The following is a 22,229-nucleotide window of genomic DNA, read 5'->3' as shown; positions in this document are numbered from 1 at the left end:
GAGGTGCTCCTCAGTCGAGGGGAACGGCGAGCAGCGCGGTCAGGTCGCGGGACAGCGCGTCAGTCCTGTCTCCCAGCGGGGTCAGCAGGCGGTCCATCAGGGAGCGGACCGTCGTGATGGCGGGCTCGACGACTTCGACGCCGCGCGGGGTCAGCGCGAGCCGCATGGTCCGGGTGTCGACGGCGTCACGGGTGCGAGAGATGAACCCCGAGGCCTCCAGCGAGCGCGCCAGCTTCGAGACGTAGAGCGGTTCGAGACCGGTGTGGTCGGCCAGTTCGCGTTGCGACGGCCGGTCGAGGGCGGCCAACGACGACAACACGACGTACTGCGCGTGCGTCAGCCCGAGGGGGTCCAACGCGCGATCAACGGCCGTCCGCCACTTCATCGCCAGACGCCACACGAGGTGCCCAGGCGTCGGTCCCGCACTGCTCATGGCAGATACGGTACATGGCTACTATGTACATGGCCACTAACCCGAGGCCGCGTGCCCGCCGATCCGGACCGTCAGCTCCTCGGCTGCCTTGCGCACCTCTTTGGCCAGGTCGGGCCATGTCTGGCCGCAGGGCGTGTCGCACACGTGCCGGAACGTCAGCGTGATCGCCGCGATCGGCCGCTCGCCGTGGTCGAACACCGGCGCCGCCACCGAGGCGAACCCCGCCGTGACGAACCCGTCCTCGACCGACCAGCCCTGACGGCGTTCCAGCGTCAGCAGCCGGCGCAGCGCCGGGAGGTTGTGCGGCCCGCGCCCCGTCCGGTCGACGAACGCCGCTACGGACGGCAGCACCGCCCTGACCTGCGCCGGAGGCAGGTGAGCGAGCATCGCGCGGCCCGAGGCCGTCAGGTGGGCGGGCAGCCGGACACCGACGTCGGACACGATCGACTGCGGTTGCCGGGGCTGCTCCCGTACCAGGTACAGCGCCTCCGCCCCGTGCAGAACACCCAGATGCGCGACCTTCTCCATCCGATCGGCGAGCTTGCGCAGCAACGGGCGAGCGAGGCGCTCCAGCGGGTCGTGGCGCAGGTAGGCCGAGCCGAGTTCGAAGGCCGCGACGCCTAGGCCGTACCGCTTCTCCTCGGGGAAGTGGGTCGCGAAACCGGCCTCGGTCAGCTCCGAGAGCAGGTGGTACGTCGTTGACCTGGGCAGGTTGAGCTCACGCGCGACCGATGCCGCGGAGACGGGCCCCGGTCTGCCCGCCAGCAGCCGGAGGACCGCTAGCCCTCGCCGGAGCGCGGGAACGTCACTGCTGCTGCCCACAACTGTGATTTTCCCACGTGATGCAGCCCACGCCGTTACTACATCAGGGCACACTCAACAGAACACGTCCGGGGAGCGTTGGAGGGGCGTGACGGTTTTGAAGGGGGTCGGGATTGACACCGAGTTTCGATGACTTCGTGGCGGAACAGGTAACCCCGTTGCTGCGCTATGCCACCGTGCTCACGTGCGACCCGCACCTGGCCCAGGACGTGGTCCAGGAAGTGCTGCTGCGTGCGCAGCAGAAGTGGGAACGCATCGGTTCAGTCGACCTCCCTCACGCCTACGTCAAGCGCATGGTGACCAACGAGTACCTCTCGTGGCGCAGACGCAGGGCCGCGAAGGACGTTGCTCTCTGCAACACGACTCTCGAGTCCGTCACCCCGCCCGTCGGCGACACGACGCACCACTACGACGAGCGGGAAGCAATGTTGCAGCGGATCGCGAAGCTCCCCCGCAAACAGCGGGCCGCCGTCGTGCTCCGCTACTACGAGAACTACGAGGACTCGGAGATCGCACAGATGCTCGGTTGTGCCGAGGGAACAGTGCGCAGCCACATCTCACGTGCGCTGGCCACACTCCGCCTGGACCACACGCCGGAACCCGCTGGTGTCGGGTTGCGGCTAGGGGAGGGCCTGTCGTGAACGACACCGAACAGCTCATCAAGGAGGCTCTCGGCCGGCTGGCCGAACGCACTCCGCATCCGGGGCCGACGCTCAACGCCTTGCGGCGCAAGCGCAAGAGGCAGCGGAACAACATCTTCCTGATCGCCACGGCCGGAGTCGCCGCCGTCGCGGTCCTGGTCTTCGGCGGGCTCATCGCGAGCGACAGGTACGCCCCGCCGATGCCGAACGACGCCGCCGCCGCGCTCGTGCCGGTCGGCAGCGGGGAGGTCTCGCTCAAGTACGCCCCGCACTGGCTGCCGGAAGGCTTCGGCGAGACCTCCCGCACGACGAACAACGCGGTCACGCGGGTGTGGAGCGTCGCGGACGGCAAGGCGAGCGTCGTCCTCACCGCCCTCGGCGGGATGCCGGGGACCGCCGGCTGGGACGAGGTCACCGTGCGCGGGCTGAAGGCGTGGGCACGGGTCGCTGACGGCGCCGCGTCCGTGGTCTGGAAGGCGCAGGACGCCCTGGACGTGTCGGTCCGCGGCGTCGACGACGTGCGGGCCGTCGCCCTGCGCGTGGCCGAGTCGGTGCGCGCCGACGCCAAGGCGACGCACCGGGCGCCGTTCAAGGTCGAGGGCGAGTACGCCGACCAGATGTCGGGCGTCGCGCCGGACCGGTGGGACGCGTCGCTGAACCTGGGCTCGGCCACCGTGCACGTGGCGACACAGAAGCCGGAACTGGCCGCGGCCGAACCGGTGTCCGTGCGCGGCAGAGAGGGTCTGCGCTCGGGCGCCACCGTCGCGGTCTCCGACGGCGAACGCTGGATCTGGGCGACCTCGAGCGCCTACTCCGACCGGCTGGTCGAGCTGGTGAACGACGTCGAGCTCGTCGGCAAGCCCGACACCGGCTGGATCGGCAAGGGCCTCTAGCCCCTGTCTGGAGTCCCAGACACCATCGGGCGCTCCGGGGTCGCTGACTCGGCTCCGGGGCGCTGTGATGTCTCCATGCGACAACCGGTGGAGCTGGGTCCGAAGCCTCTGACCCTCGAGGACGTTCATGCCGTCGCCCGCGACGGCGCCCCGGTGGAGATCACCGCGGCGGCCCGGGAGGCGGTCACCACCGCCCGCGCCCACATCGAACAGCTCGCCACGGCCGAACGCCCCACCTACGGCGTCTCGACCGGGTTCGGGGCGCTCGCCGTCCGGCACATCCCGCCGGACCGCCGTGCCCAGCTGCAGCGGTCGCTGATCCGCTCGCACGCCGCCGGTTCCGGGCCCGAGGTCGAACGCGAGGTCGTGCGGGCGCTGATGCTGCTGCGCCTGCGCACGCTCTCGACCGGCCACACCGGCGTCCGCCTGTCCACTGTGGACGCCATGGCCGGGATGCTGAACGCCGGCATCACGCCGATCGTGCACGAGTACGGCTCGCTGGGGTGCTCCGGCGACCTCGCGCCGTTGTCGGCCAGCGCGCTCGCGCTGATGGGCGAGGGCATGGTCCGCAACTCCCGCGACGAGCTCGTGCCCGCCGCCGACGCGCTGGCCGAAGCCGGTATCGAACCGGTGCGGCTGGCCGAGAAGGAAGGCCTCGCGCTGATCAACGGCACCGACGGCATGCTCGGCATGCTGTCGCTGGCGATCGCCGACCTCACCAGGCTGCTGGACATCGCGGACCTCACGGCCGCGATGAGCGTCGAGGCCCTGCTCGGCACCGACCGCGTCTTCGAGCCGGAGCTGCACGCGCTGCGCCCGCACCCCGGCCAGAACCTGTCCGCGGCCCGGATGCTCGCGTTCCTGCGGGACTCCGAGATCGTCGCCTCGCACCGCGGCCCGGACTGCACCCGCGTGCAGGACGCGTACTCGCTGCGCTGCTCACCGCAGGTGCACGGCGCGGCCCGCGACACCGTGGCGTACGCGGCGACGGTGGCCGACCGCGAGCTGGCGTCCGTGATCGACAACCCCGTGGTGCTGGCCGACGGACGGGTCGAGTCCAACGGCAACTTCCACGGCGCCCCGGTCGCCTACGCGCTCGACTTCCTGGCCATCCCGCTCGCGGACGTGGCCTCGATCGCCGAGCGCCGCACCGACCGCATGCTCGACGTCTCGCGCTCGCACGGCCTGCCGCCGTTCCTCGCCGACGACCCCGGCGTCGACTCCGGTCACATGATCGCCCAGTACACCCAGGCGGCGATCGTGTCCGAGCTCAAGCGCCTCGCGGTGCCGGCGTCCGTCGACTCGATCCCGTCCTCCGCCATGCAGGAGGACCACGTGTCGATGGGCTGGTCTGCTGCTCGCAAGCTGCGCAAGGCCGTGGACGGTCTCACGACCGTGCTGGCCATCGAACTGCTCACCGCCGCACGGGCGCTCGACCTGCGTGCGCCTCTCAAGCCCGCCCCCGCGACGGCCGCCGCCGTGGCGAAGCTGCGCGAGACGGTCCTGGGGCCCGGCCCCGACCGCCACCTCGCCCCCGAGATCGCCGCCGCCGAGGCCCTCATCCGAAGTGGAGACCTGTAATGGCTGTTCGCGCTGACCGCGGCACCGAACTGACCGCGAAGAACTGGTCGACCGAGGCCGCCCTGCGGATGTTCCACAACAACCTCGACCCCGACGTCGCCGAGCGTCCCGAGGACCTCGTCGTCTACGGCGGTACGGGCAAGGCCGCGCGCGACTGGCCGTCGTTCGACGCGATCTCCCGCGAGCTGAGGAACCTCGAGGCCGACGAGACGCTGCTCGTGCAGTCCGGCCGCCCTGTCGGTGTGATGCGCACGCACGAGTGGGCGCCGCGCGTGCTCATCGCGAACTCGAACCTCGTGCCGGACTGGGCGAACTGGCCCGAGTTCCGCCGCCTGGAGGCCGAGGGCCTCACGATGTACGGGCAGATGACCGCCGGTTCGTGGATCTACATCGGCACCCAGGGCATCCTGCAGGGCACCTTCGAGACGTTCGCCGCCGTCGCCACCAAGCGCTTCAACGGCACGCTCAGGGGCACGTTGACGGTCACCGCCGGACTCGGTGGCATGGGCGGTGCGCAGCCTCTCGCCGTGACGATGAACGAGGGTGTCGCGCTGTGCATCGAGGTCGACCCGCACCGCGCCCAGCGTCGCCTGGAGACCCGCTACCTCGACGAGATCGCCGCTGACCTGGACAGTGCCATCGAACGCGTGCTGGCCGCCAAGGCCGCCGGTGAGGCCGTGTCCGTCGGTGTCGTGGGCAACGCGGCGGAGATACTGCCCGAATTGCTGCGCCGCGAGGTCGCCGTCGACATCGTCACGGACCAGACCTCCGCGCACGACCCGTTGGCGTACCTGCCCGTCGGCGTCCCGCTGGACGAGTGGCAGGACTACGCGGCCGCGAAGCCGGACGAGTTCACCGACCGCGCACGCAAGTCGATGGCCGACCACGTCGAGGCCATGGTCGGGTTCATGGACCGCGGTGCCGAGGTCTTCGACTACGGCAACTCGATCCGCGGTGAGGCGCAGCTCGGCGGCTACGAGCGCGCGTTCGCGTTCCCCGGCTTCGTGCCCGCCTACATCCGCCCGTTGTTCTGCGAGGGCAAGGGCCCGTTCCGCTGGGCCGCGCTCTCGGGCGACCCGGAGGACATCGCCAAGACCGACAAGGCGATCCTCGAGCTGTTCCCGGAGAACGAGCAGCTGCACCGGTGGATCAAGATGGCCGGTGAGCGCGTCGAGTTCCAGGGCCTGCCCGCCCGCATCTGCTGGCTCGGCTACGGCGAACGGCACCTCGCGGGCCTCAAGTTCAACGAGATGGTCGCGTCCGGCGAGCTGTCCGCGCCGATCGTCATCGGCCGCGACCACCTCGACTGCGGCTCGGTGGCCTCCCCGTACCGCGAGACCGAGGCGATGGCCGACGGTTCCGACGCGATCGCGGACTGGCCGTTGCTCAACGCCCTGGTCAACACGGCCTCAGGTGCGACGTGGGTGTCCCTGCACCACGGTGGTGGGGTCGGCATCGGCCGCTCGATCCACGCCGGTCAGGTGACGGTCGCGGACGGCACCGAGCTGGCCGCGCAGAAGATCGAGCGCGTGCTCACGAACGACCCCGGCATGGGCGTCATCCGGCACGTGGACGCCGGGTACGACGAGGCCAGGTCGGTCGCGGCCGACAAGGGTGTGCGCATTCCGATGGAGGGCTGATGCTCGACCAGATCGCGGACGTCGGCAAGGACCGCAAGCGCGGCGGTTACTCGCGCCACGGTTACGACAAGCCCGAGCTCGAACTGCGGCACTGGTTCGTGGAGCAGGCGGTCCGGCGCGGTCTCAACGTGGAGACCGACCAGAACGGCAACCTCTGGGCTTGGTGGGGCGAGCGCGGCGACAACGCGCTCGTCACCGGCAGTCACCTGGACTCGGTGCCCGGCGGCGGCGCGTTCGACGGGCCGCTCGGGGTGACGTCGGCGCTGCAGGCCGTTGACGTGCTGCAGACCAAGGGGTTCACGCCCGGCCGGCCGTTCGCGATCACGGTCTTCGCCGAGGAGGAGGGCGGCCGGTTCGGTGTCGCCTGCCTCGGGTCGAGGCTGCTCACCGGCGCCATCTCGCCCAAGAAAGCGTTGGGGCTCAAGGACCCGGACGGGGTGACCCTGGCCGAGGCCATGAAGGCCGCCGGCTACGACCCCGATCTGGTCGGGCGTGACGAACGGGCGTTGAAGCGCATCGGGCAGTTCGTCGAGCTGCACGTCGAACAGGGCCGCGGCCTGACCGTGCCGGTGGGTGTTGCTTCGAGCATCCTCGCGCACGGCCGGTGGCGCTTCACGTTCTCCGGCGAGGGCAACCACGCCGGCGCGACGTTGATCGAAGACCGTCGTGACCCGATGCTCCCGGCATCGCAGCTCGTCCTCGCCGCCAGGAAGGCGGCCAGGGGTGGCGGACGTGCCACCGTGGGAAGGCTCGTCCCCAACCCCGGTGGCACCAACGTCATCGCGTCCACAGTGGACGTCTGGCTGGACGCGCGGGACAGCGACGACGCACGCACCCGTGCGATGGTCGCGGAGATCTCCGAGGCGGCTCGTCAGGCCGCCGAGGAGGAGGGCTGCGAGCTGCGGATCACCGAGGAGTCGTACGGCGACACGGTGTACTTCGACTCCGCGTTGCGGGACGACATCGCGGGCGCGCTCGGCGGCGTTCCGGCGCTGCCGACCGGCGCGGGCCACGACGCGGGCATCCTCGCCGGGCACGCGCCGACCGCGATGTTGTTCGTGCGCAACCCCACCGGTGTGAGCCACGCGCCGGCGGAGTTCGCGGAGCAGGCCGACGTCGATCGTGGCGTCAAGGCTCTAGCCGCCACGATCGAACACCTCGGCTCTTGACTTCTCTCCCAGCTGAATCAGGGAGATTCTTCCCTCGCGGGTCGAGTTTCTGCTTCACAGCCCGTTGCCGCCTGGGGTTACCAGCACAGGGACGGTGTACCGCCCACGGTCTTACACAGGCTCCACAGACCTGACATCCCACCAGCCCGGCGGTAGACCCGGCCGACTTGGTTATCGCCGACCGGGCGCGGCAACTGTACCGGCCACTCCGCCAAACGGTCCAATCGAGAGGTCTTTGCAAGGGAGCGAAACCCCGTCCTTGTCCTGCCCCGCAGGGGTCCCACTTCCTTTCCTTCCCGGCCTGAAGGTCGGGGCGTCCACGGAGGAATCCCGATGAACTTCTGGTGCGAGCGGGCCTGGTTGCCCACCGGGCTCGCCGAGCGCGTCCTGATCAGGGTCGAGAACGGCGTGATCGCCTCGGTGTCCACAGTGGACACGATTCCACTGGGTGTGCGCCGGTTGCACGGCATCGTCGTGCCGGGCTTCGCGAACGCCCACTCGCACGCGTTCCACCGGGCGCTGCGGGGCCGGACGCATGACGGCGGCGGCACGTTCTGGACGTGGCGCGAGGGCATGTACGCGCTGGCCTCCCGCCTCACCCCGCAGTCGTACTACCGGCTGGCCCGCGCGGTCTACGGCGAGATGGCGCTCGCCGGGGTGTCGGCCGTGGGCGAGTTCCACTACGTCCACGACAGGTCGAACGAGTTCGGGTACGCCCTGCGCGAGGCGGCGTCCGATGCCGGCATCCGGCTGACGTTGCTCGACACCTGTTACCTCGCGGGCGGCATCGACCAGCCCGTCAACGAGGTGCAGCAGCGCTTCTCCGACGGCACGGCCGAGGCGTGGGCTTCGCGGGTGGGGGAACTGAAGTCCGACGACGTGATGCACGTCGGTGCAGCGATCCACTCGGTCCGCGCGGTTCCGCGAGCCGAGCTTTCCACGGTGGCGCAGGCGTTTCCGGACGCCCCGCTGCACGTGCACCTGTCCGAGCAGCCCGCCGAGAACGAGGCCTGCCTCGCCGCGTACGGAGTGACTCCGACCGGCCTGCTGCATGAAGCGGGCGCGCTGTCATCCCGTACGACGGCCGTGCACGCCACACATCTGACGGCCGAGGACATCGCGCTGCTGGGGTCGTCCGGCACCGGCGCGTGCTTCTGCCCGACGACCGAGGCGGACCTGGCCGACGGCATCGGTCCGGCCCGCGAACTGGCCGACGCGGGCAGTCCGTTGTCGCTGGGCAGCGACCAGCACGCGGTGATCGACCCGCTGCTGGAAACCCGAGCCCTGGAGCACGGCGAACGTCTCCGCACCGGTCAGCGCGGCCGTTTCTCGCCGGCCGAGCTGCTCGGCACGGCGACCCGCCACTCGGCGATCGGCTGGGACGGCGGGCGCATCGAGGCCGGCCTGCCCTGCGACCTCGTGGCGATCAGCTGCTCGACGCCGCGCACGGCGGGTTCGTTGCCGCAGCAGGTCCTCCTGTCCGCGACGGCGTCCGATGTGGACACCGTCGTGGTCGGCGGCCGGGTGGTCGCGAGTGGTGGCGTGCACGAGACCCTGGGAGACGTCGGCAGGCTGCTGGCGGACGCGATCGAGGAGCTGTGGGCATGAGCGTGCTGATCACCGGCATCGGTGAGCTGACCACGAACAGCGAGTCCGCCGGTGACGCGCTCGTCGTCGACGGCGCGGAGATCGCCTGGGTGGGCAACGCCTCGAACGCCCCCGCGGCCGACGAGCGCGTCGACGTCGAGGGCCGCGCGGTGCTGCCCGGCTGGGTCGACAGCCACACCCACCTGGTGTTCGCGGGCGACCGCACCGCCGAGTTCGGCGCGCGCATGGCCGGCAAGCCCTACACCGCGGGCGGCATCGCCGTGACCGTCGACGCGACCCGTGCCGCGACCGACGAGGAACTGGCCGCGGTCCTGCGCAGGCACATCGCCGAGGCTCTCAAGCAGGGCACGACGTTCATCGAGACCAAGACCGGCTACGGCCTGAACGTGGCCGACGAGGTGCGGTCCGCGCGCATCGCAGCCGAACAGGCCGACGAGGTCACGTTCCTCGGCGCCCACCTGGTGCCGCCGGGTGAGGACGCCGACAGCTACGTCGACCTGGTCCGCGGCGAGATGCTCGACGCCGTCGCACCGTTCGTGCGCTGGGCGGACGTGTTCTGCGAGAAGGGCGCGTTCGACTACGACCAGTCGAAGGCCGTGCTGGAGGCGGCCAAGGCGAAGGGCCTGGGCCTGCGCGTGCACGGCAACCAGCTCGGTGAGGGCCCCGGCGTGCGGCTGGCCGTCGAGCTCGGCGCCGCGTCGGTGGACCACTGCACGTACCTTTCCGCTTCTGACATCGACGCGCTCGCGTCGTCGGACACCGTCGCCACGCTGCTGCCGGCGTGCGACCTCTCGACCCGCCAGTCGCTGCCGCCCGCTCGTGCACTGCTCGACGCCGGTGCGACGGTCGCGCTCGCCAGCAACTGCAACCCCGGTTCGTCGTACACCTCGTCGATGGCGTTCTGCGTGACGACAGCGGTCCTGCAGATGCGGATGAGCGTCGAGGAAGCGGTCTGGGCGGCGACGGCGGGAGGCGCGCAGGCGTTGCGGCGCACCGACGTCGGTGTCATCAGGCCTGGTGCGCGGGCTGATCTGCACGTGTTGGACGCACCCTCGACCACGCATCTGGCCTACCGGCCCGGGGTTCCGTTGACCCACTCGGTGTGGCGACAGGGGCAACGCACCAATTGAGACACGTGTCTCATTACCCGCCGTGTGGGCCTATTGGCGGAAGGTGCGGGGCCGTACGGTGTGCTCGTGGTGGATTTCGCGGAGGCGCTGACGAAAGCCGTCGACAACAGCGGCCTCAGCCTCGAACGCATCCAGCACCACCTGGCCGCCAGGGGCATGCAGGTCAGCATCTCGACGCTCAGCTACTGGCGCCGCGGCCGCAGCCGTCCGGAACGCCCCGAGTCGCTGAAGGTCGTCGCCGCCCTGGAGGAGCTGCTCGAGCTCGGTGAGGGGTTCCTGACCGACCGGCTGGGCGACAAGCGGCCACGGGGCCGCTGGGTGGACCAATCACTGTCCCTGGAGGACATGTGGGACTCGCGGGCCACCGATCTCGGCGAGGTCATGTCCCGCATCGACCGGCTGCAGCCCACGGCGACGACGTACCTGAGCGTGCAGGACCGGCAGGTGGTCGGGCCGGACCGCCGTGAGGTCTCGAACCGCTGCACGGGCGTGATCCAGGCGCTGGAGGACGGCGTCGACAGGTTCCTCGCGATCCAGCTCGCCGATGCCACGGACCTTGGCGTGCCGTCGATCGAGGCGGGGCCGCCGTGCCGGCTCGGCAGGGTGCGCAGTGAGGACTCGACGGGGTTCCTCGTCGCGGAGATCCTCTTCGACCGGATGCTCAGAGCGGGCGAGACGGCTCTGGTCGACTACGTGGTCCGGATGAGACCGGGGGCCGACAGCGAGGTGTGCGACCGGCGGTTCCTGCGTCCGGTGAACGACTACACGCTGCAGATCGACTTCCACCCGGACGCGGTGCCCGCACGCTGTTTCCAGTTCGCCCGGCCGTCGTTGCACGAGCCGGAGACCGCTCTGAACGACCTGTGGATCGGGACGACGGCGTCGACGCACATCCACGTGCGGAACTCGAAGCCCGGGATCTATGGAGTGCGGTGGGAGTGGGAGTAGCCGCTACTCCCACTCCCACCGCAAGCGCCCCCCAGTGGTGATGATGCTTCGGCCGAGCCGCATTCGGCCGTGGGCATCGAGGGCGCCCAGGATGGCCGTCGCCGCCGCAGGGGAGCGGCGACGGCAAGTCCCTAGACCTTCAGCAGCAGGTTCGGAGAACCCGTCCTGATGTCGGTCAGCTTGTTCGGCGTGGCCGCTCCGACCAGGGCGTTGCGCACCTGAGCCGGCGTCGCGGACGGGTTCGCGCTCAGGTAGAGCGCGGCCGCTCCGGCGACGTGCGGGGAGGCCATCGACGTGCCGCCCATGGACCGCGTGCCGGTGTCACTGCTGTGCGAGGCGCTCACGATGTCGCTACCCGGCGCCCAGATGTCGAGGCACCTGCCGTAGTTCGACGAGCCGGCTGAGTAGATCGACCGCTTGTCGGTGCGGTCCGAGGCGCCGACGGTGATCGCCTCCGGCGTGCGGGCCGGGGTGAAGTTGCAGGCGTCCTGGCCGCTGTTGCCGCCCGCCAGCACGTAGGTGAAGCCCGCGCTGATCGAGCGCCTGACGGCGTTCTCCAGCGAGCTGTTCGTGCCGCTGCCACCGAGGCTCATGTTGACGACGGCGGGCTTCTTGCCGTTGGCCGTCACCCAGTCGATGCCGCGGATGATGCCGTCCCACGGGCCGCTGCCGTTGCAGTCGAGCACGCGGACGCCGACGAGCTTGGCCTTCTTCGCGACGCCGTAGGTCTTGCCGCCGACCGTGCCGGCGACGTGCGAGCCGTGGCCCTGGCAGTCCTGTGCGACCGAGTCGTTGTCGATGAAGTCGTAACCGTCGCTCGCGCGGCCCTCGAATTCGGAATGCGTTTTCCTGATTCCGGTGTCGAGAACGTACGCGGTCACGTTCGACGCGGTGTTCGGGTAGGTGTAGGACTTGCTGAGCGGCAGGTTCGCCTGGTCGATCCGGTCGAGACCCCAGACAGGATTCGTCTGGGTCGCCTGGATCGTGGCGAACGTGTTGCGCTCGACGAATTGCACGTCCGGGTCGGCCGCGAGGCGCCGCGCCTGACGTTCGGACATTCCGGTGACCGAGAACCCGTTCAGCGCGGCGCTGTAGGTGTGCCTGACGTTGCCCTGGTAGCGGGACGCCAACGCGCTGGCAGGGGTGCGCGCTCCGTCCTTCAGCACCACGATGTAGCTGCCCTCGACCGCCTGTGCGCCCGCACCGGGGAGCACTGCTTGTTCGGCGATCGCGGTGGGCGTCCACATCGCCGTGGAGGCGATGCCCAATGCCGCGGCGATGGCGACATGACGCCGAAGAGCCATGAGTTCCTCCTGGCAGGGAATGAACTGGGGAACACGGAGAAACTAACGCGACATGTGCTTCGGATAACAGGTTCGAAACTTCGGTTCTCAATACTGTCAAAACTGTGTCGATACCGTTTTCAGGTACTCGCCGTGGTTGGGCGAGCCGGAATCGATCACGGGCCGTAGCATTCGGCCGTGCAGGAATTCGGCGAGGCGTTGACGAAGGCCGTGGAGGCCAGCGGCCTGAGTCTGGAGAGGATCCAGCACCACCTGGAGCTGCGCGGCCTGCAGGTGAGCCTGTCGACGCTGTCGTACTGGCGGCGCGGGCGCAGCCGTCCGGAACGCCCGGAGTCGTTGCAGGCCGTCGCCGCCCTCGAGGAGATCCTGCGAGTGGCTCCGGGCTCGTTGACCGGCAGCCTCGGTGACAAGCGGCCGCGGGGGCGGTGGGTCGAGCGCGCCGCGGTGCTGGAGGGTGTCTGGCAGGCGGCCATGATCGATCTCGGCCGTGAGCTCGCCCGTGTCGACAGGTTGCTGCCGTACCCCGGGCGGAACGTCAGCGTGCGGGACCTGGTGGTGATCGGTCCGGACCGGCGCGAGGTCGAGATGCGCTCCAGCACGGTGATGGAGGCGTTCGAGGACGGCGTCGACCGGATCCTCGTCGCGAAGACCTGCGACGAGACCGACCGCTCTCCCGGCGAGATCGTCGCCGAGAAGTCGTGCCGCGTGGGCCGGGTGCGCAGGGACGAGGAGCACAAGCTGCTCGTCGCGGAGATCATCCTCGACCGGGTGCTGCGCACGGGCGAGACCGCCCTTCTCGACCTGCGGTTCATCGCGGACCCCGGCGCGGACAGCTCCTACGCGGACCGCAGTTTCGTCCGCACGGTGCGCGACTACGTGCTGGAGGTCGAGTTCCACCCCGACGCCGTGCCCGCGCGGTGTTACGGCTTCTCCCGCTCCGAGCCGGGAGAACCGGACGTGGAGACGGGAGAGCTGTGGATCGGCACCACCGCCTCCACGCACCTCGTCGTGCGCGAAGCCCTGGCCGGTCACGTCTACGGCATCAAGTGGGAGTGGGAGTAGCGGCCCTCGCTCGCTACTCCCACAGCTGTCCATCGAGGGTTCCTGTTCCCCTAGTTCCCGATGTACAGCAGCCTGTTGGGCGAACCGGCGCGCAGGTCGCGCAGGTTGGCGGTGGTGGTCGCGTTGTTCACGAGCGCGTCGCGCACCTGCTGGTGCGTCGCGTTCGGGTTCGCGCCCAGGTGCAGCGCCGCGGCGCCGGCGACGTGCGGTGTGGCCATGGACGTGCCGCTCCGGAACTCGGTGATGAAGTCGTTCCTGGCCGAGGCGGCCTGGACGTCCCTGCCCGGCGCCCAGATGTCGACGCAGCGGCCGTGGTTCGAAGACCCGGGCCAGGTGAACTGCGCGCGGTTGTCGTTGCGGTCGGTGGCGCCGACCGTGATCGCTTCCTCGATGCCGGCGGGCGAGTACTGGCAGGCGTCCCGGCCGTCGTTGCCCGCTGCCACCACGTAGGTGAAGCCGGCCGCGATCGAACGCCGGAGCGCATCCGCCTGACCCTGGTCCTCGCCGAAGCCGCCGACGCTCATGTTGACCACGGCGGGGCGCACACCGTTGTCGGTGACCCAGTCGATGCCGGCGATGATGCTGTCACCGACCGAGAACCCGTCGCAGCCGATCGCCTTCACACCGATGACCCGCGCCTGCTTGGCGACGCCGTAGGTCCGGCCCGCGATCGTGCTCGCGACGTGGGTGCCGTGCCCGTTGCAGTCATCCGCGATCGGGTCGTTGTTGATGACGTCGAACCCGTGCGAAGCGCGTCCCTGGAAATCGACGTGCGTGGTTCGAATTCCGCTGTCGATCACATACGCACGCACCCCCGCTCCCGCTTGGTCGGGATAGGTGTAGCGGCCGTTCAGCGGAAGAGCGCGCTGATCCGTGCGGTCGAGACCCCAGACGGGGTTGAACTGGTTCTGCTGGATCTTCGTGCGGAGGTTGCGCTGCACGTAGGAGACCCTGGAGTCGGCCGCCAGCCGCCTCGCCTGCTGCTCGGACATGTCGTGCACGGAGAAACCGTTGAGCGCGGCCCGGTAGGTGTGCTTGAGCGTGCCCTTGTACTTGCTCAGCATGGTCTGCGGGGACACCTTGGCGTCGTCCTTCAGGACGACGATGTAGCTGTTCGCAACAGCGTCCCCGGTACCGATGACATCCTTTTCCGCCGCATTGGCGGTGGGAGTGCAGAAGGCGGTCGCCAACAATGCGACGGAAATGCAGGTCTTGGTTCTCATCGGTTCCTCCTTGCGGCTTGAACGCGATGAAACGTAACTTCACGAGTGGGTGAAATGACAGGTGAGAAAATTTGGTCCTCAATACTGTCAACTCTGTGGCGAGCTGGAGCAGCTCCACGTGGCACAATGCCGCGCCGCGAGGCAGGGTGGAGGCCATGGAGTACACCCAGCTCGGTCGCAGCGGCCTGTCCGTCTCCCGCCTGTGCCTCGGCACGATGAACTTCGGTCCCGAGACCTCAGAGGCCGACAGCCACGCCATCATGGACCGCGCCCACGAACACGGACTGAACTTCTTCGACACGGCCAACGTCTACGGCTGGAAGAAGGGCGAGGGCGTCACCGAGAACATCATCGGCAACTGGTTCGCCCAGGGCGGCACCCGCCGCGAGCGGACCGTCGTCGCCACCAAGCTCTACGGCAGCATGGGTGACTGGCCGAACGAGACCAAGCTGTCGGCGCTGAACATCCGCCGCGCTTGCGATGCGTCTTTGAAGCGCCTGCAGACCGACTACATCGACCTGTACCAGATGCACCACGTCGACCGGGACACGCCGTGGGACGAGATATGGGAAGCCTTCTCGGTCCTGCGCCAGCAGGGCAAGGTCATCTACTTCGGCTCGTCCAACTTCGCGGGCTGGCACATCGCCCAGGCCGCCGAGGCCGCGCGCACCCGCGGGTTCCTCGGCCTGGTGTCCGAGCAGTCGATCTACAACCTGATGACCCGCTGGGCCGAGCTGGAGGTCCTGCCGGCGGCCCGCCACTACGGCCTCGGCGTGATCCCGTGGTCACCGTTGCACGGCGGGCTGCTCGGCGGCGTGTTGCGCAAGCAGCGCGAAGGCGGGGTCTCCCGGTCCGCTTCCGGGCGTTCCGCGGACGCGCTGGAGAAGAGCCGCGACCAGATCGAGGCCTACGAGAAGCTGTGCGCCGAGATCGGCGAGGACCCGGCCAACGTCGGCCTCGCGTGGCTGCTGCACCAGGAGGGTGTGACCGCGCCGATCATCGGGCCGCGCACCATCGAGCAGCTCGACAACTCGTTGCGTGCGGCGGAGTTGAAGCTCGACGCGGAGGTGCTGGGGAAGCTGGACGAGTTGTTCCCGGCGCCGGGGCCGAACGGGTCGAAGCCGGCGCCGGAGGCTTACGCCTGGTGATCTAGTCCGTTGCCAGGATGATCGTTTCGTTCGCGGGGAGTCTGCCGTCGGCGCGTCGTTGCAAGACTGACACGTTGGCGGCGAGACCCCGGAACGCCTCCTGGCGATCCTCACTTGTTTCCAGCACAAGGCACATGGCGGCTATGCGCAGCCATGAGGCGATTGAATTGTCGAGCCTGCTCGGTTCGGAGTGGATCGCGGCGAGCAGGTCGTCGAACACCGGCAGCATCGCCTGGCCCTGACGGCTCAGCGGCACGCCCTGCATTGCCGTTATGTAGCCGTTGAGTGACGTGAGGTACGCGACTTCCCCTTTGGGACATGCGGCATCCAGGAACGAACGTGGAAAGTGCTTTCTGAAGCTGCTTCCGCGAGCGCTGGCTGCGTTGATCGTCTCGACGATGTGGTGCCGCAACTTCACGAATCCGTTCGGCGGCTCTTCGAGCTCGAGCTGCACCATTGTGCCGAGATCGGCCTGCAGATCGCTGCGGAGTTCCTCCCTGGTGGTCTGGTAATGGATCTCCTGGTACGGCAGGCCGGAGTTGCTGTCGATGATCCAGGGGGAGAGCGGCCTCAATTTCGCGAAGGTCGGCGATGAGCGGAGTTCTTCCTGGCGAGGCAGCCGGAAGGTCACGCCAGGAGACAGCCTGTTGACCCACTCGACGAACGAGAGCGCGTCGTCACCCCAGACACCCCTGACCGGTTCGTCGGGGGCACCGAGAGGCACGTCGGGGGAACAATGCGGGTGGACGTCCAGGAAGAGCTGGTAGATGCGGTTGCTCACCGGCTCCGCGCACAGCCGGGTTCCTTCGCCGGTGCGCACCAGCCGGCGCAGGTATCGGGACACCACGACTTGGACCATGAGGTTGCGGAACGATGTGTCGTCTCCGGAATCGGACACCGCTCGCAGCATCGCGTCGAGGTCCCCGCGCAATCCCGGTGACAGCTCGCTGCCTTCCTCGGAACAGTCCAATGCCAGCGACAGCGCTGCAACCGTCCCGGATTCGAGGCATGCCCGCACGATCGGGTCAGCGTTCGCGCGTGCCACGAACAGCAGGGTGGTTTCGCGCCACCACGCGTCGTCGACGCGGGCGGCCAGTTGCGGCGCGAGCTGCTTTTCCCGGATGTGGTGAGCTGCCAGGTACTCCTGGAAAGTCAGGTGCGCGAAGGCGAACATGTCGCGCTCACGTTCGAGCAGAAGCCCGCACGAGGTCATGTCCGCCATGAAGTCCTGTTCGTCCATGCCCCTGGCCATGCGCCGCAGGGAGGAACGGAACTCGGCGGACAGGTCGTCCCGGCTGATGTCGCGCAGTTGGCGGCTCATCATCGAGTAGGCGAGTCCGCTCAGCAGCGTCATCTTCTGGTCGCCGGTCAGTTCCGAGACGAGTTTCTTCGCCTCCTGCCTGCGCCACAGCAGCACCTGGCAGATCTCGCTGTAGAGGTCCACGCGGCTGCCCGGCAGCGCACCGCGGAACTTGTGCACGTTCGCGATCATGGTGAGCAACAACGGGTTCACCGTGAGCTCGTAGAGCGAGGGGTTCTGGTGCAGTCGTTCGAGGAGGTCGTTCGCCTCCTCCTCGGCGCGGCGGGCGATCTCGGGTGACTTCTCGCCGGTGCTGCGCTGTTCGAAGGCGAAGTACCAGCTGCGGACGAACCTGGTCACCTGGTCGTCGGTGAAGCCGCGGACCTGCACGATGTCCGCGCCGGACACCGGAGCCGTCTCGTAGCCGTGCGGACGGGACGTGATCACGAAGTCGTTCAGCGGGTAGCGGATGATCTGGCGTTCGACCCAGTCCGAGACGGCGCGGCGGTTCTGCTGGTCGGCGACCTCGTCCAGACCGTCGAGGAGCACCACGCACGAACCCGCGCGCAACTGCTGCTCGAACCAGCCCACCGGGGCGGCGCGATCGATCACGTCGGGAAGCGCGGTGCCCTCCGTGATCGCCTGCACGTGGTCCCGCAGGTAGAGCAGCGCTGGGATCTTGCGTCGGCGACGACGTCGTTCCCGGCACACGAGGAGTGCGGTGTGTCGCAGCAAAGTCGTCTTGCCACAGCCCGGTGCGCCGATCACGGCGAGCACGACGGGCTGCTGCTGGTTGATCAAGTCGCCGATGACGCGCCGCTCGCGCTGGGTCTGGCGGTGGCCCAGCACGTCGGAAGGCACCGTCGTCGGATCGCTGTGCGCGAGGCTGACGTCGACGAAGACCTCGTCCAGCTCCGGTGTGTAGAAGCCCATCGTGGCGAGGCCTTTGAGGTCGATGAACCTCAGACTGCCCAGAACGGACTCGCGATAGCGGCGTTCGAAACCGGAGAAGCGGCGGCGGGTGCCCTCGTCGATCGTCCTGGCGAGGTCGTCTTTCCAGCGCTTGTTCAGCTCGTCGGCGGTACCGCCGACGAGCTTGCCCGCGAAGCCGAGCCCCAAGACGACCGCTTCGTATGCGACCAACACGACCAGGGCCAGCACCGGGTGTGCCTTCGCCCAGGTCTGCAGGAACGCGAAGGCGGCGGCCGGAGGTGCGATGGCCATGCCGAGCAGGCCGAGGATCTTGCCCATGCACCTCTATTCGCCCGAGATGCGCGGGATGTCACGTTATTCGAGGCGACTAGTCCTCGAAGTCGTCGTCGCGCGCCAGGAACGTGGCGAAGCGCTCGATGGGCGTCTCGAAGTCGGGGTTGGCGTCGACGAACTCCCGCAGCTTGTCGGCGAGCCACGCGAACGTGACCTCCTCCTCGCCGCGCCGCTTCTCGAGCTCCTCGATGCCGCGATCGGTGTGGTACATGGCGAAACTCCTGTGAGGACTCAGAAAACGAGCCGCCGGACCCCAAGGGAATCCGGCGGCTCGTTTCGTTCGGTACTGGCCTACTCGAACGCGCGGGTGATGATCTCGCGCTGCTCGACCTCGTGCACCTTGCTCGAACCGGCCGACGGGGCGGCCATCGGGCGGCGCGACACGCGGCGGACGGTGCCCAGGTGCTCGGGCAGCAGCTCCGGCAGGGCCAGGCCGTAGAACGGCCAGGCACCCTGGTTCGCCGGCTCCTCCTGCACCCAGCGGACGTCCTTCGCGTTCGGGTAGCGCTCCAGGGTCTCGGTCAGCTTGCGGGCCGGGACCGGGTAGAGCTGCTCGACGCGCACGATCGCCACGTCGCCACCGCCACGCTTCTCACGCTCGGCGTGCAGCTCGTAGGAGATCTTGCCGCTGCACAGCAGGACCTTCGTGACCGCGTTCGGGTCCTTGATCGTCGGGTCGTCCATGACCGAGTGGAAGCGGTCGTTGATGAACTCGTCGGTCCCGGACACCGCGGCCTTGAGGCGCAGCATGGACTTCGGCGTGAACACGATCAGCGGCCGGTCGACGCCGTCGAGGGCGTGGCGACGCAGCAGGTGGAAGTAGTTCGCCGGGGTCGACGGCACCGCGACGGTCATCGAGCCCTCGGCGCACAGCTGCAGCCAGCGCTCGATGCGGCCCGACGTGTGGTCGGGGCCCTGACCCTCGTGGCCGTGCGGCAGCAGGATCACGACGTCGGAACGCTGGCCCCACTTGGCCTCACCGGACGAGATGAACTCGTCGATGATCGGCTGGGCGCCGTTGACGAAGTCGCCGAACTGCGCCTCCCACAGCACCAGTGCCTGCGGGTTCGCCACCGAGTAGCCGTACTCGAAGCCCACGGCCGCGAACTCCGACAGCACCGAGTCGTAGACCATGAACTTGCCCTGGTCGTCGGACAGGTGCTGCAGCGGCGTGTGCTCCGCGCCGGTCTTGCGGTCGATCAGGGTCGCGTGGCGCTGCACGAACGTGCCGCGGCGCGAGTCCTGGCCGGCCAGGCGGATGTTGCGGCCCTCGATCGCGAGCGAGCCGAAGGCGAGCAGCTCGGCGAACGCCCAGTCGATGCCACCCTCGCGCGCCATCTTGGCGCGGCGGTCGAGCACCGGCTTGACGCGCGCGTGCGGCGTGAAGCCCTCCGGCAGGTTCACGTGGGCGTCCGCGATGTGCTCCAGCGTCTCGCGGCTGATGCCCGTGGGCAGCTTCGCCGGGATCTGCTGCTCGGCCTCCACGGACGGGCTGACCGTCACGGGGTGCTTCTCGAGCTCGCGGACCTCGTTGAAGACGTGCTCCAGCTGGCTCGAGAAGTCCTGCAGCGCCTTCTCGGCCTCTTCGACCGTGATGTCGCCGCGGCCGATCAGGGACTCGGTGTAGGTCTTGCGCACCGAGCGCTTCTGGTCGATCACGTCGTACATCGCCGGCTGGGTCATCGAGGGGTCGTCGCCCTCGTTGTGGCCGCGGCGGCGATAGCAGACCATGTCGATCACGACGTCCTTGGCGAACGCCTGGCGGTACTCGACGGCCAGCTTCGCGACCCAGTAGCAGGCCTCGGGGTCGTCGCCGTTCACGTGGAAGACCGGCGAGCCGATCATCTTCGCGACGTCGGTCGAGTACTTCGAGGACCGCGAGTTCTCCGGCGCGGTGGTGAAGCCGACCTGGTTGTTCACGACGATGTGCACCGTGCCGCCGGTGCGGTAACCGCGGACCAGCGCCAGGTTCAGCGTCTCGGCCACGACACCCTGACCGGCGAACGCCGCGTCACCGTGCATGGCGACCGGCAGCACCGGGAAGAAGTCGCCGCCCTTGTCGAGCAGGTCCTGCTTGGCGCGCACGATGCCCTCGAGCACCGGGTCGACCGCTTCGAGGTGCGACGGGTTCGCCGTCAGCGACACCTTGGTCTCGCCGTCGCCGAACATGCGGAAGTACTTGCCCTCGGCACCGAGGTGGTACTTCACGTCGCCGGAGCCGTGCGCCTGACCGGGGTCGAGGTTGCCCTCGAACTCGCGGAAGATCTGCGAGATCGGCTTGCCGACGATGTTCGCGAGGACGTTGAGGCGGCCGCGGTGCGGCATGCCGATGACGACCTCGTCGAGCTCGTGCTCGGCGGCCTTGTCGAGCACCGCGTCGAGCAGCGGGATGACGGTCTCGCCGCCCTCGAGCGAGAAGCGCTTCTGGCCGACGTACTTCGTCTGCAGGAACGTCTCGAAGGCCTCAGCCGCGTTCAGCTTGCTGAGGATGTACTTCTGCACGGTGGCCGGCGGCTTCTCGTGCGGGACCTCGACGCGCTCCTGGATCCACTGGCGCTCTTCGGGCTCGAGGATGTGCATGTACTCGACGCCGACGGTGCGGCAGTACGAGTTGCGCAGCACGCCCAGGATGTCGCGGAGCTTCATCCGCTCCTTGCCGGCGAAGCCGCCGACCGGGAACTCGCGGTCCAGGTCCCACAGCGTCAGGCCGTGGCTGAGCACGTCCAGGTCGGCGTGGGAGCGCTGGCGGTAGTTCAGCGGGTCCGTGTCGGCCATCAGGTGACCGCGCGTGCGGAACGCGTCGATCAGCTCGATGACGCGGGCGGTCTTGTCGACAGCGCCCTCGGGGATGTCGGCGACCCAGCGGATCGGCTCGTAGGGCAGCCGCAGCGACGCGAAGATGTCGTCGTAGAAGCCGTCCTCGCCCAGCAGCAACTGGTGGACGCGCTTGAGGAACTCGCCCGACTCCGCGCCCTGGATGATGCGGTGGTCGTACGTGGAGGTCAGCGTGATGATCTTGCTGACGCCCATGTCCGTGAGCGCCTGCTCGCTGGTGCCCTGGAAGTGCGCGGGGTACTCCATGGCGCCGACGCCGATGATCGCGCCCTGACCGGCCTGCAGCCGCGGCACCGAGTGGTTCGTGCCGATCGTGCCGGGGTTGGTCAGCGAGATCGTGGTGCCGGAGAAGTCGTCCGCCGTCAGCGAGCCGCCGCGCGCCTTGCGGATCAGGTCCTCGTAGGCCTGCCAGAACTGCGTGAACGTCATGTTCTCGCAGCCCTTGACCGACGCGACGACCAGCGTGCGGCTGCCGTCCTTGCCGGGCAGGTCGATCGCCAGACCGAAGTTGACGTGCTCCGGCGTGACGACGAACGGCTTGCCGTCGACCTCGGCGTAGTGGCGGTTCATGTTCGGGAACGCCTGCAGCGCCCGGACGACCGCGTAGCCGATCACGTGCGTGAAGGAGACCTTCCCGCCGCGCGTCCGCTTCAGGTGGTTGTTGATGACGATGCGGTTGTCGGCCAGCAGCTTCGCGGGCACGGCGCGCACGCTGGTCGCGGTCGGAACGGTGAGCGACAGCTCCATGTTCTTCGCGATCGCGGCGGAGGCACCGCGCAACTGCTTCTGCTCGGGCTGCGCACTCGGCTTGACCGGGGCGGCCTTCGCGGCCTGCTGCGGCGCGGGCTTGCCGGTCTGCGGCAGCGTGGCCGCGGGCTTCGGCGCCGCCGCCTGCTTGGGTGCCGCCGCGGGCGCGGGCTTGCCGTTGTCGGCAGTCGGCGGCGTCACGGTCGCGGTCGTGGTGGCCGTGGAGCCACCCGCGCTGGCCGTGGCGGCGCTACCGTTGGCACCCGCACGCTTGTAGTCGGCAAAGAAGTCGTGCCATGCCGGGTCTACCGATGACGGGTCCGCGAGGAACTGCTCGTACATCTCCTCGACGAGCCATTCGTTCGGCCCGAACTGTGACGCAGGACTGCTGCTGGACACGGCTGTCGCTCGCCTCTATCCATCTCGCTCTTGGTGTTGACTCATGCGGTAGCCAGGTTAGTCCCCCTGGCCCGGGCCTT

General features: G+C 69.0%; 17 protein-coding genes. 10 read left to right on the top strand and 7 right to left on the bottom strand.

Going from position 1 to position 22,229, the window contains the following annotated elements:
• Window positions 1–10: 10 nt before the first annotated feature.
• Together IEY88_RS09490 and IEY88_RS09485 are read right to left on the bottom strand one after the other, a co-directional pair.
• Window positions 11–433, bottom strand: a complete 423-nt coding sequence (locus IEY88_RS09490) for a MarR family winged helix-turn-helix transcriptional regulator (protein ID WP_189154233.1) — start codon at window positions 431–433, stop codon at window positions 11–13.
• Between the two features lie 36 nt (window positions 434–469).
• Window positions 470–1,255 carry an IclR family transcriptional regulator gene (locus IEY88_RS09485; protein ID WP_189154232.1) on the bottom strand — a complete coding sequence of 262 codons (786 nt, stop codon included), beginning with the start codon at window positions 1,253–1,255 and terminating at the stop codon, window positions 470–472.
• Between the two features lie 113 nt (window positions 1,256–1,368).
• On the opposite strand from IEY88_RS09485, the gene IEY88_RS09480 reads away from it, so the two are divergent.
• From IEY88_RS09480 to IEY88_RS09445, 8 genes are all read left to right on the top strand, one after another.
• Complete coding sequence (locus IEY88_RS09480) at window positions 1,369–1,896, top strand: SigE family RNA polymerase sigma factor (RefSeq protein WP_189154231.1); 528 nt, start codon at window positions 1,369–1,371, stop codon at window positions 1,894–1,896.
• Complete coding sequence (locus tag IEY88_RS09475) at window positions 1,893–2,789, top strand: hypothetical protein (protein WP_189154230.1); 897 nt, start codon at window positions 1,893–1,895, stop codon at window positions 2,787–2,789. Before IEY88_RS09480 ends, IEY88_RS09475 begins: the two co-directional genes overlap by 4 nt.
• Window positions 2,790–2,864: 75 nt before the next feature.
• A complete protein-coding gene (gene hutH, locus IEY88_RS09470; protein ID WP_189154229.1) occupies window positions 2,865–4,370 on the top strand; it encodes a histidine ammonia-lyase in 1,506 nt (501 codons plus the stop codon).
• Window positions 4,370–6,010 (top strand): urocanate hydratase, encoded by a 1,641-nt coding sequence (hutU, locus tag IEY88_RS09465; protein WP_189154228.1) that lies wholly within the window; start codon window positions 4,370–4,372, stop codon window positions 6,008–6,010. The genes hutH and hutU overlap by 1 nt, the downstream gene beginning before the upstream one ends.
• Window positions 6,010–7,179, top strand: coding sequence for an allantoate amidohydrolase (locus IEY88_RS09460; protein WP_189154227.1), 1,170 nt, complete (start codon window positions 6,010–6,012; stop codon window positions 7,177–7,179). Before hutU ends, IEY88_RS09460 begins: the two co-directional genes overlap by 1 nt.
• Before the next feature lie 333 nt (window positions 7,180–7,512).
• Window positions 7,513–8,787: a formimidoylglutamate deiminase gene (locus tag IEY88_RS09455; protein ID WP_189154226.1), complete on the top strand. Its 1,275-nt coding sequence runs from the start codon at window positions 7,513–7,515 to the stop codon at window positions 8,785–8,787.
• A complete protein-coding gene (hutI, locus tag IEY88_RS09450; protein WP_189154225.1) occupies window positions 8,784–9,917 on the top strand; it encodes an imidazolonepropionase in 1,134 nt (377 codons plus the stop codon). Before IEY88_RS09455 ends, hutI begins: the two co-directional genes overlap by 4 nt.
• Window positions 9,918–9,983: 66 nt before the next feature.
• Window positions 9,984–10,865 carry a hypothetical protein gene (locus IEY88_RS09445; protein ID WP_189154224.1) on the top strand — a complete coding sequence of 294 codons (882 nt, stop codon included), beginning with the start codon at window positions 9,984–9,986 and terminating at the stop codon, window positions 10,863–10,865.
• A gap of 131 nt (window positions 10,866–10,996) precedes the next feature.
• Here the strand turns inward: IEY88_RS09445 and IEY88_RS09440 are convergent, their stop codons facing one another.
• Window positions 10,997–12,169 (bottom strand): S8 family peptidase, encoded by a 1,173-nt coding sequence (locus IEY88_RS09440; RefSeq protein WP_189154223.1) that lies wholly within the window; start codon window positions 12,167–12,169, stop codon window positions 10,997–10,999.
• Between the two features lie 177 nt (window positions 12,170–12,346).
• Here IEY88_RS09440 and IEY88_RS09435 point away from each other — a divergent pair, with 177 nt between their 5' ends.
• Window positions 12,347–13,231: a DISARM anti-phage system protein DrmE domain-containing protein gene (locus IEY88_RS09435; protein ID WP_189154222.1), complete on the top strand. Its 885-nt coding sequence runs from the start codon at window positions 12,347–12,349 to the stop codon at window positions 13,229–13,231.
• Between the two features lie 50 nt (window positions 13,232–13,281).
• Here IEY88_RS09435 and IEY88_RS09430 read toward each other — a convergent pair whose 3' ends face one another.
• On the bottom strand, window positions 13,282–14,454 hold the full coding sequence (locus IEY88_RS09430; RefSeq protein WP_189154221.1) for a S8 family peptidase: 1,173 nt from the start codon (window positions 14,452–14,454) through the stop codon (window positions 13,282–13,284).
• 155 nt (window positions 14,455–14,609) lie between these two features.
• On the opposite strand from IEY88_RS09430, the gene IEY88_RS09425 reads away from it, so the two are divergent.
• The gene (locus IEY88_RS09425; protein ID WP_189154220.1) at window positions 14,610–15,602 is read left to right on the top strand and encodes an aldo/keto reductase; all 993 of its coding nucleotides are present in this window, start codon (window positions 14,610–14,612) and stop codon (window positions 15,600–15,602) included.
• 1 nt (window position 15,603) lies between these two features.
• Here IEY88_RS09425 and IEY88_RS09420 read toward each other — a convergent pair whose 3' ends face one another.
• From IEY88_RS09420 to IEY88_RS09410, 3 genes are all read right to left on the bottom strand, one after another.
• The gene (locus IEY88_RS09420) at window positions 15,604–18,153 is read right to left on the bottom strand and encodes an NACHT domain-containing protein (RefSeq protein ID WP_189154219.1); all 2,550 of its coding nucleotides are present in this window, start codon (window positions 18,151–18,153) and stop codon (window positions 15,604–15,606) included.
• 49 nt (window positions 18,154–18,202) lie between these two features.
• Entirely contained in the window at window positions 18,203–18,379 is a 177-nt protein-coding gene (locus IEY88_RS09415) for a DUF6104 family protein (protein WP_189154218.1), read from the bottom strand.
• An 80-nt stretch (window positions 18,380–18,459) separates the two neighbouring features.
• A complete protein-coding gene (locus IEY88_RS09410) occupies window positions 18,460–22,149 on the bottom strand; it encodes a multifunctional oxoglutarate decarboxylase/oxoglutarate dehydrogenase thiamine pyrophosphate-binding subunit/dihydrolipoyllysine-residue succinyltransferase subunit (protein ID WP_189154217.1) in 3,690 nt (1,229 codons plus the stop codon).
• Window positions 22,150–22,229: the final 80 nt, after the last annotated feature.

Origin of the sequence: Lentzea pudingi (assembly GCF_014646255.1) — a bacterium.
GTDB classification, from domain to species: domain Bacteria; phylum Actinomycetota; class Actinomycetes; order Mycobacteriales; family Pseudonocardiaceae; genus Lentzea; species Lentzea pudingi.
This window is presented reverse-complemented; position numbering and strand designations above follow the sequence as displayed.

What these genes read in the sequence shown, in the direction of transcription:
- IEY88_RS09415 (WP_189154218.1), bottom strand. Translation starts at nt 18,379, where the DNA reads ATGTACCACACCGATCGCGGCATCGAGGAGCTCGAGAAGCGGCGCGGC.
- IEY88_RS09460 (WP_189154227.1), top strand. Translation starts at nt 6,010, where the DNA reads ATGCTCGACCAGATCGCGGACGTCGGCAAGGACCGCAAGCGCGGCGGT.
- IEY88_RS09425 (WP_189154220.1), top strand. Translation starts at nt 14,610, where the DNA reads ATGGAGTACACCCAGCTCGGTCGCAGCGGCCTGTCCGTCTCCCGCCTG.
- hutU (WP_189154228.1), top strand. Translation starts at nt 4,370, where the DNA reads ATGGCTGTTCGCGCTGACCGCGGCACCGAACTGACCGCGAAGAACTGG.
- IEY88_RS09455 (WP_189154226.1), top strand. Translation starts at nt 7,513, where the DNA reads ATGAACTTCTGGTGCGAGCGGGCCTGGTTGCCCACCGGGCTCGCCGAG.
- hutI (WP_189154225.1), top strand. Translation starts at nt 8,784, where the DNA reads ATGAGCGTGCTGATCACCGGCATCGGTGAGCTGACCACGAACAGCGAG.
- IEY88_RS09440 (WP_189154223.1), bottom strand. Translation starts at nt 12,169, where the DNA reads ATGGCTCTTCGGCGTCATGTCGCCATCGCCGCGGCATTGGGCATCGCC.
- IEY88_RS09430 (WP_189154221.1), bottom strand. Translation starts at nt 14,454, where the DNA reads ATGAGAACCAAGACCTGCATTTCCGTCGCATTGTTGGCGACCGCCTTC.
- IEY88_RS09490 (WP_189154233.1), bottom strand. Translation starts at nt 433, where the DNA reads ATGAGCAGTGCGGGACCGACGCCTGGGCACCTCGTGTGGCGTCTGGCG.
- hutH (WP_189154229.1), top strand. Translation starts at nt 2,865, where the DNA reads ATGCGACAACCGGTGGAGCTGGGTCCGAAGCCTCTGACCCTCGAGGAC.
- IEY88_RS09420 (WP_189154219.1), bottom strand. Translation starts at nt 18,153, where the DNA reads ATGGGCAAGATCCTCGGCCTGCTCGGCATGGCCATCGCACCTCCGGCC.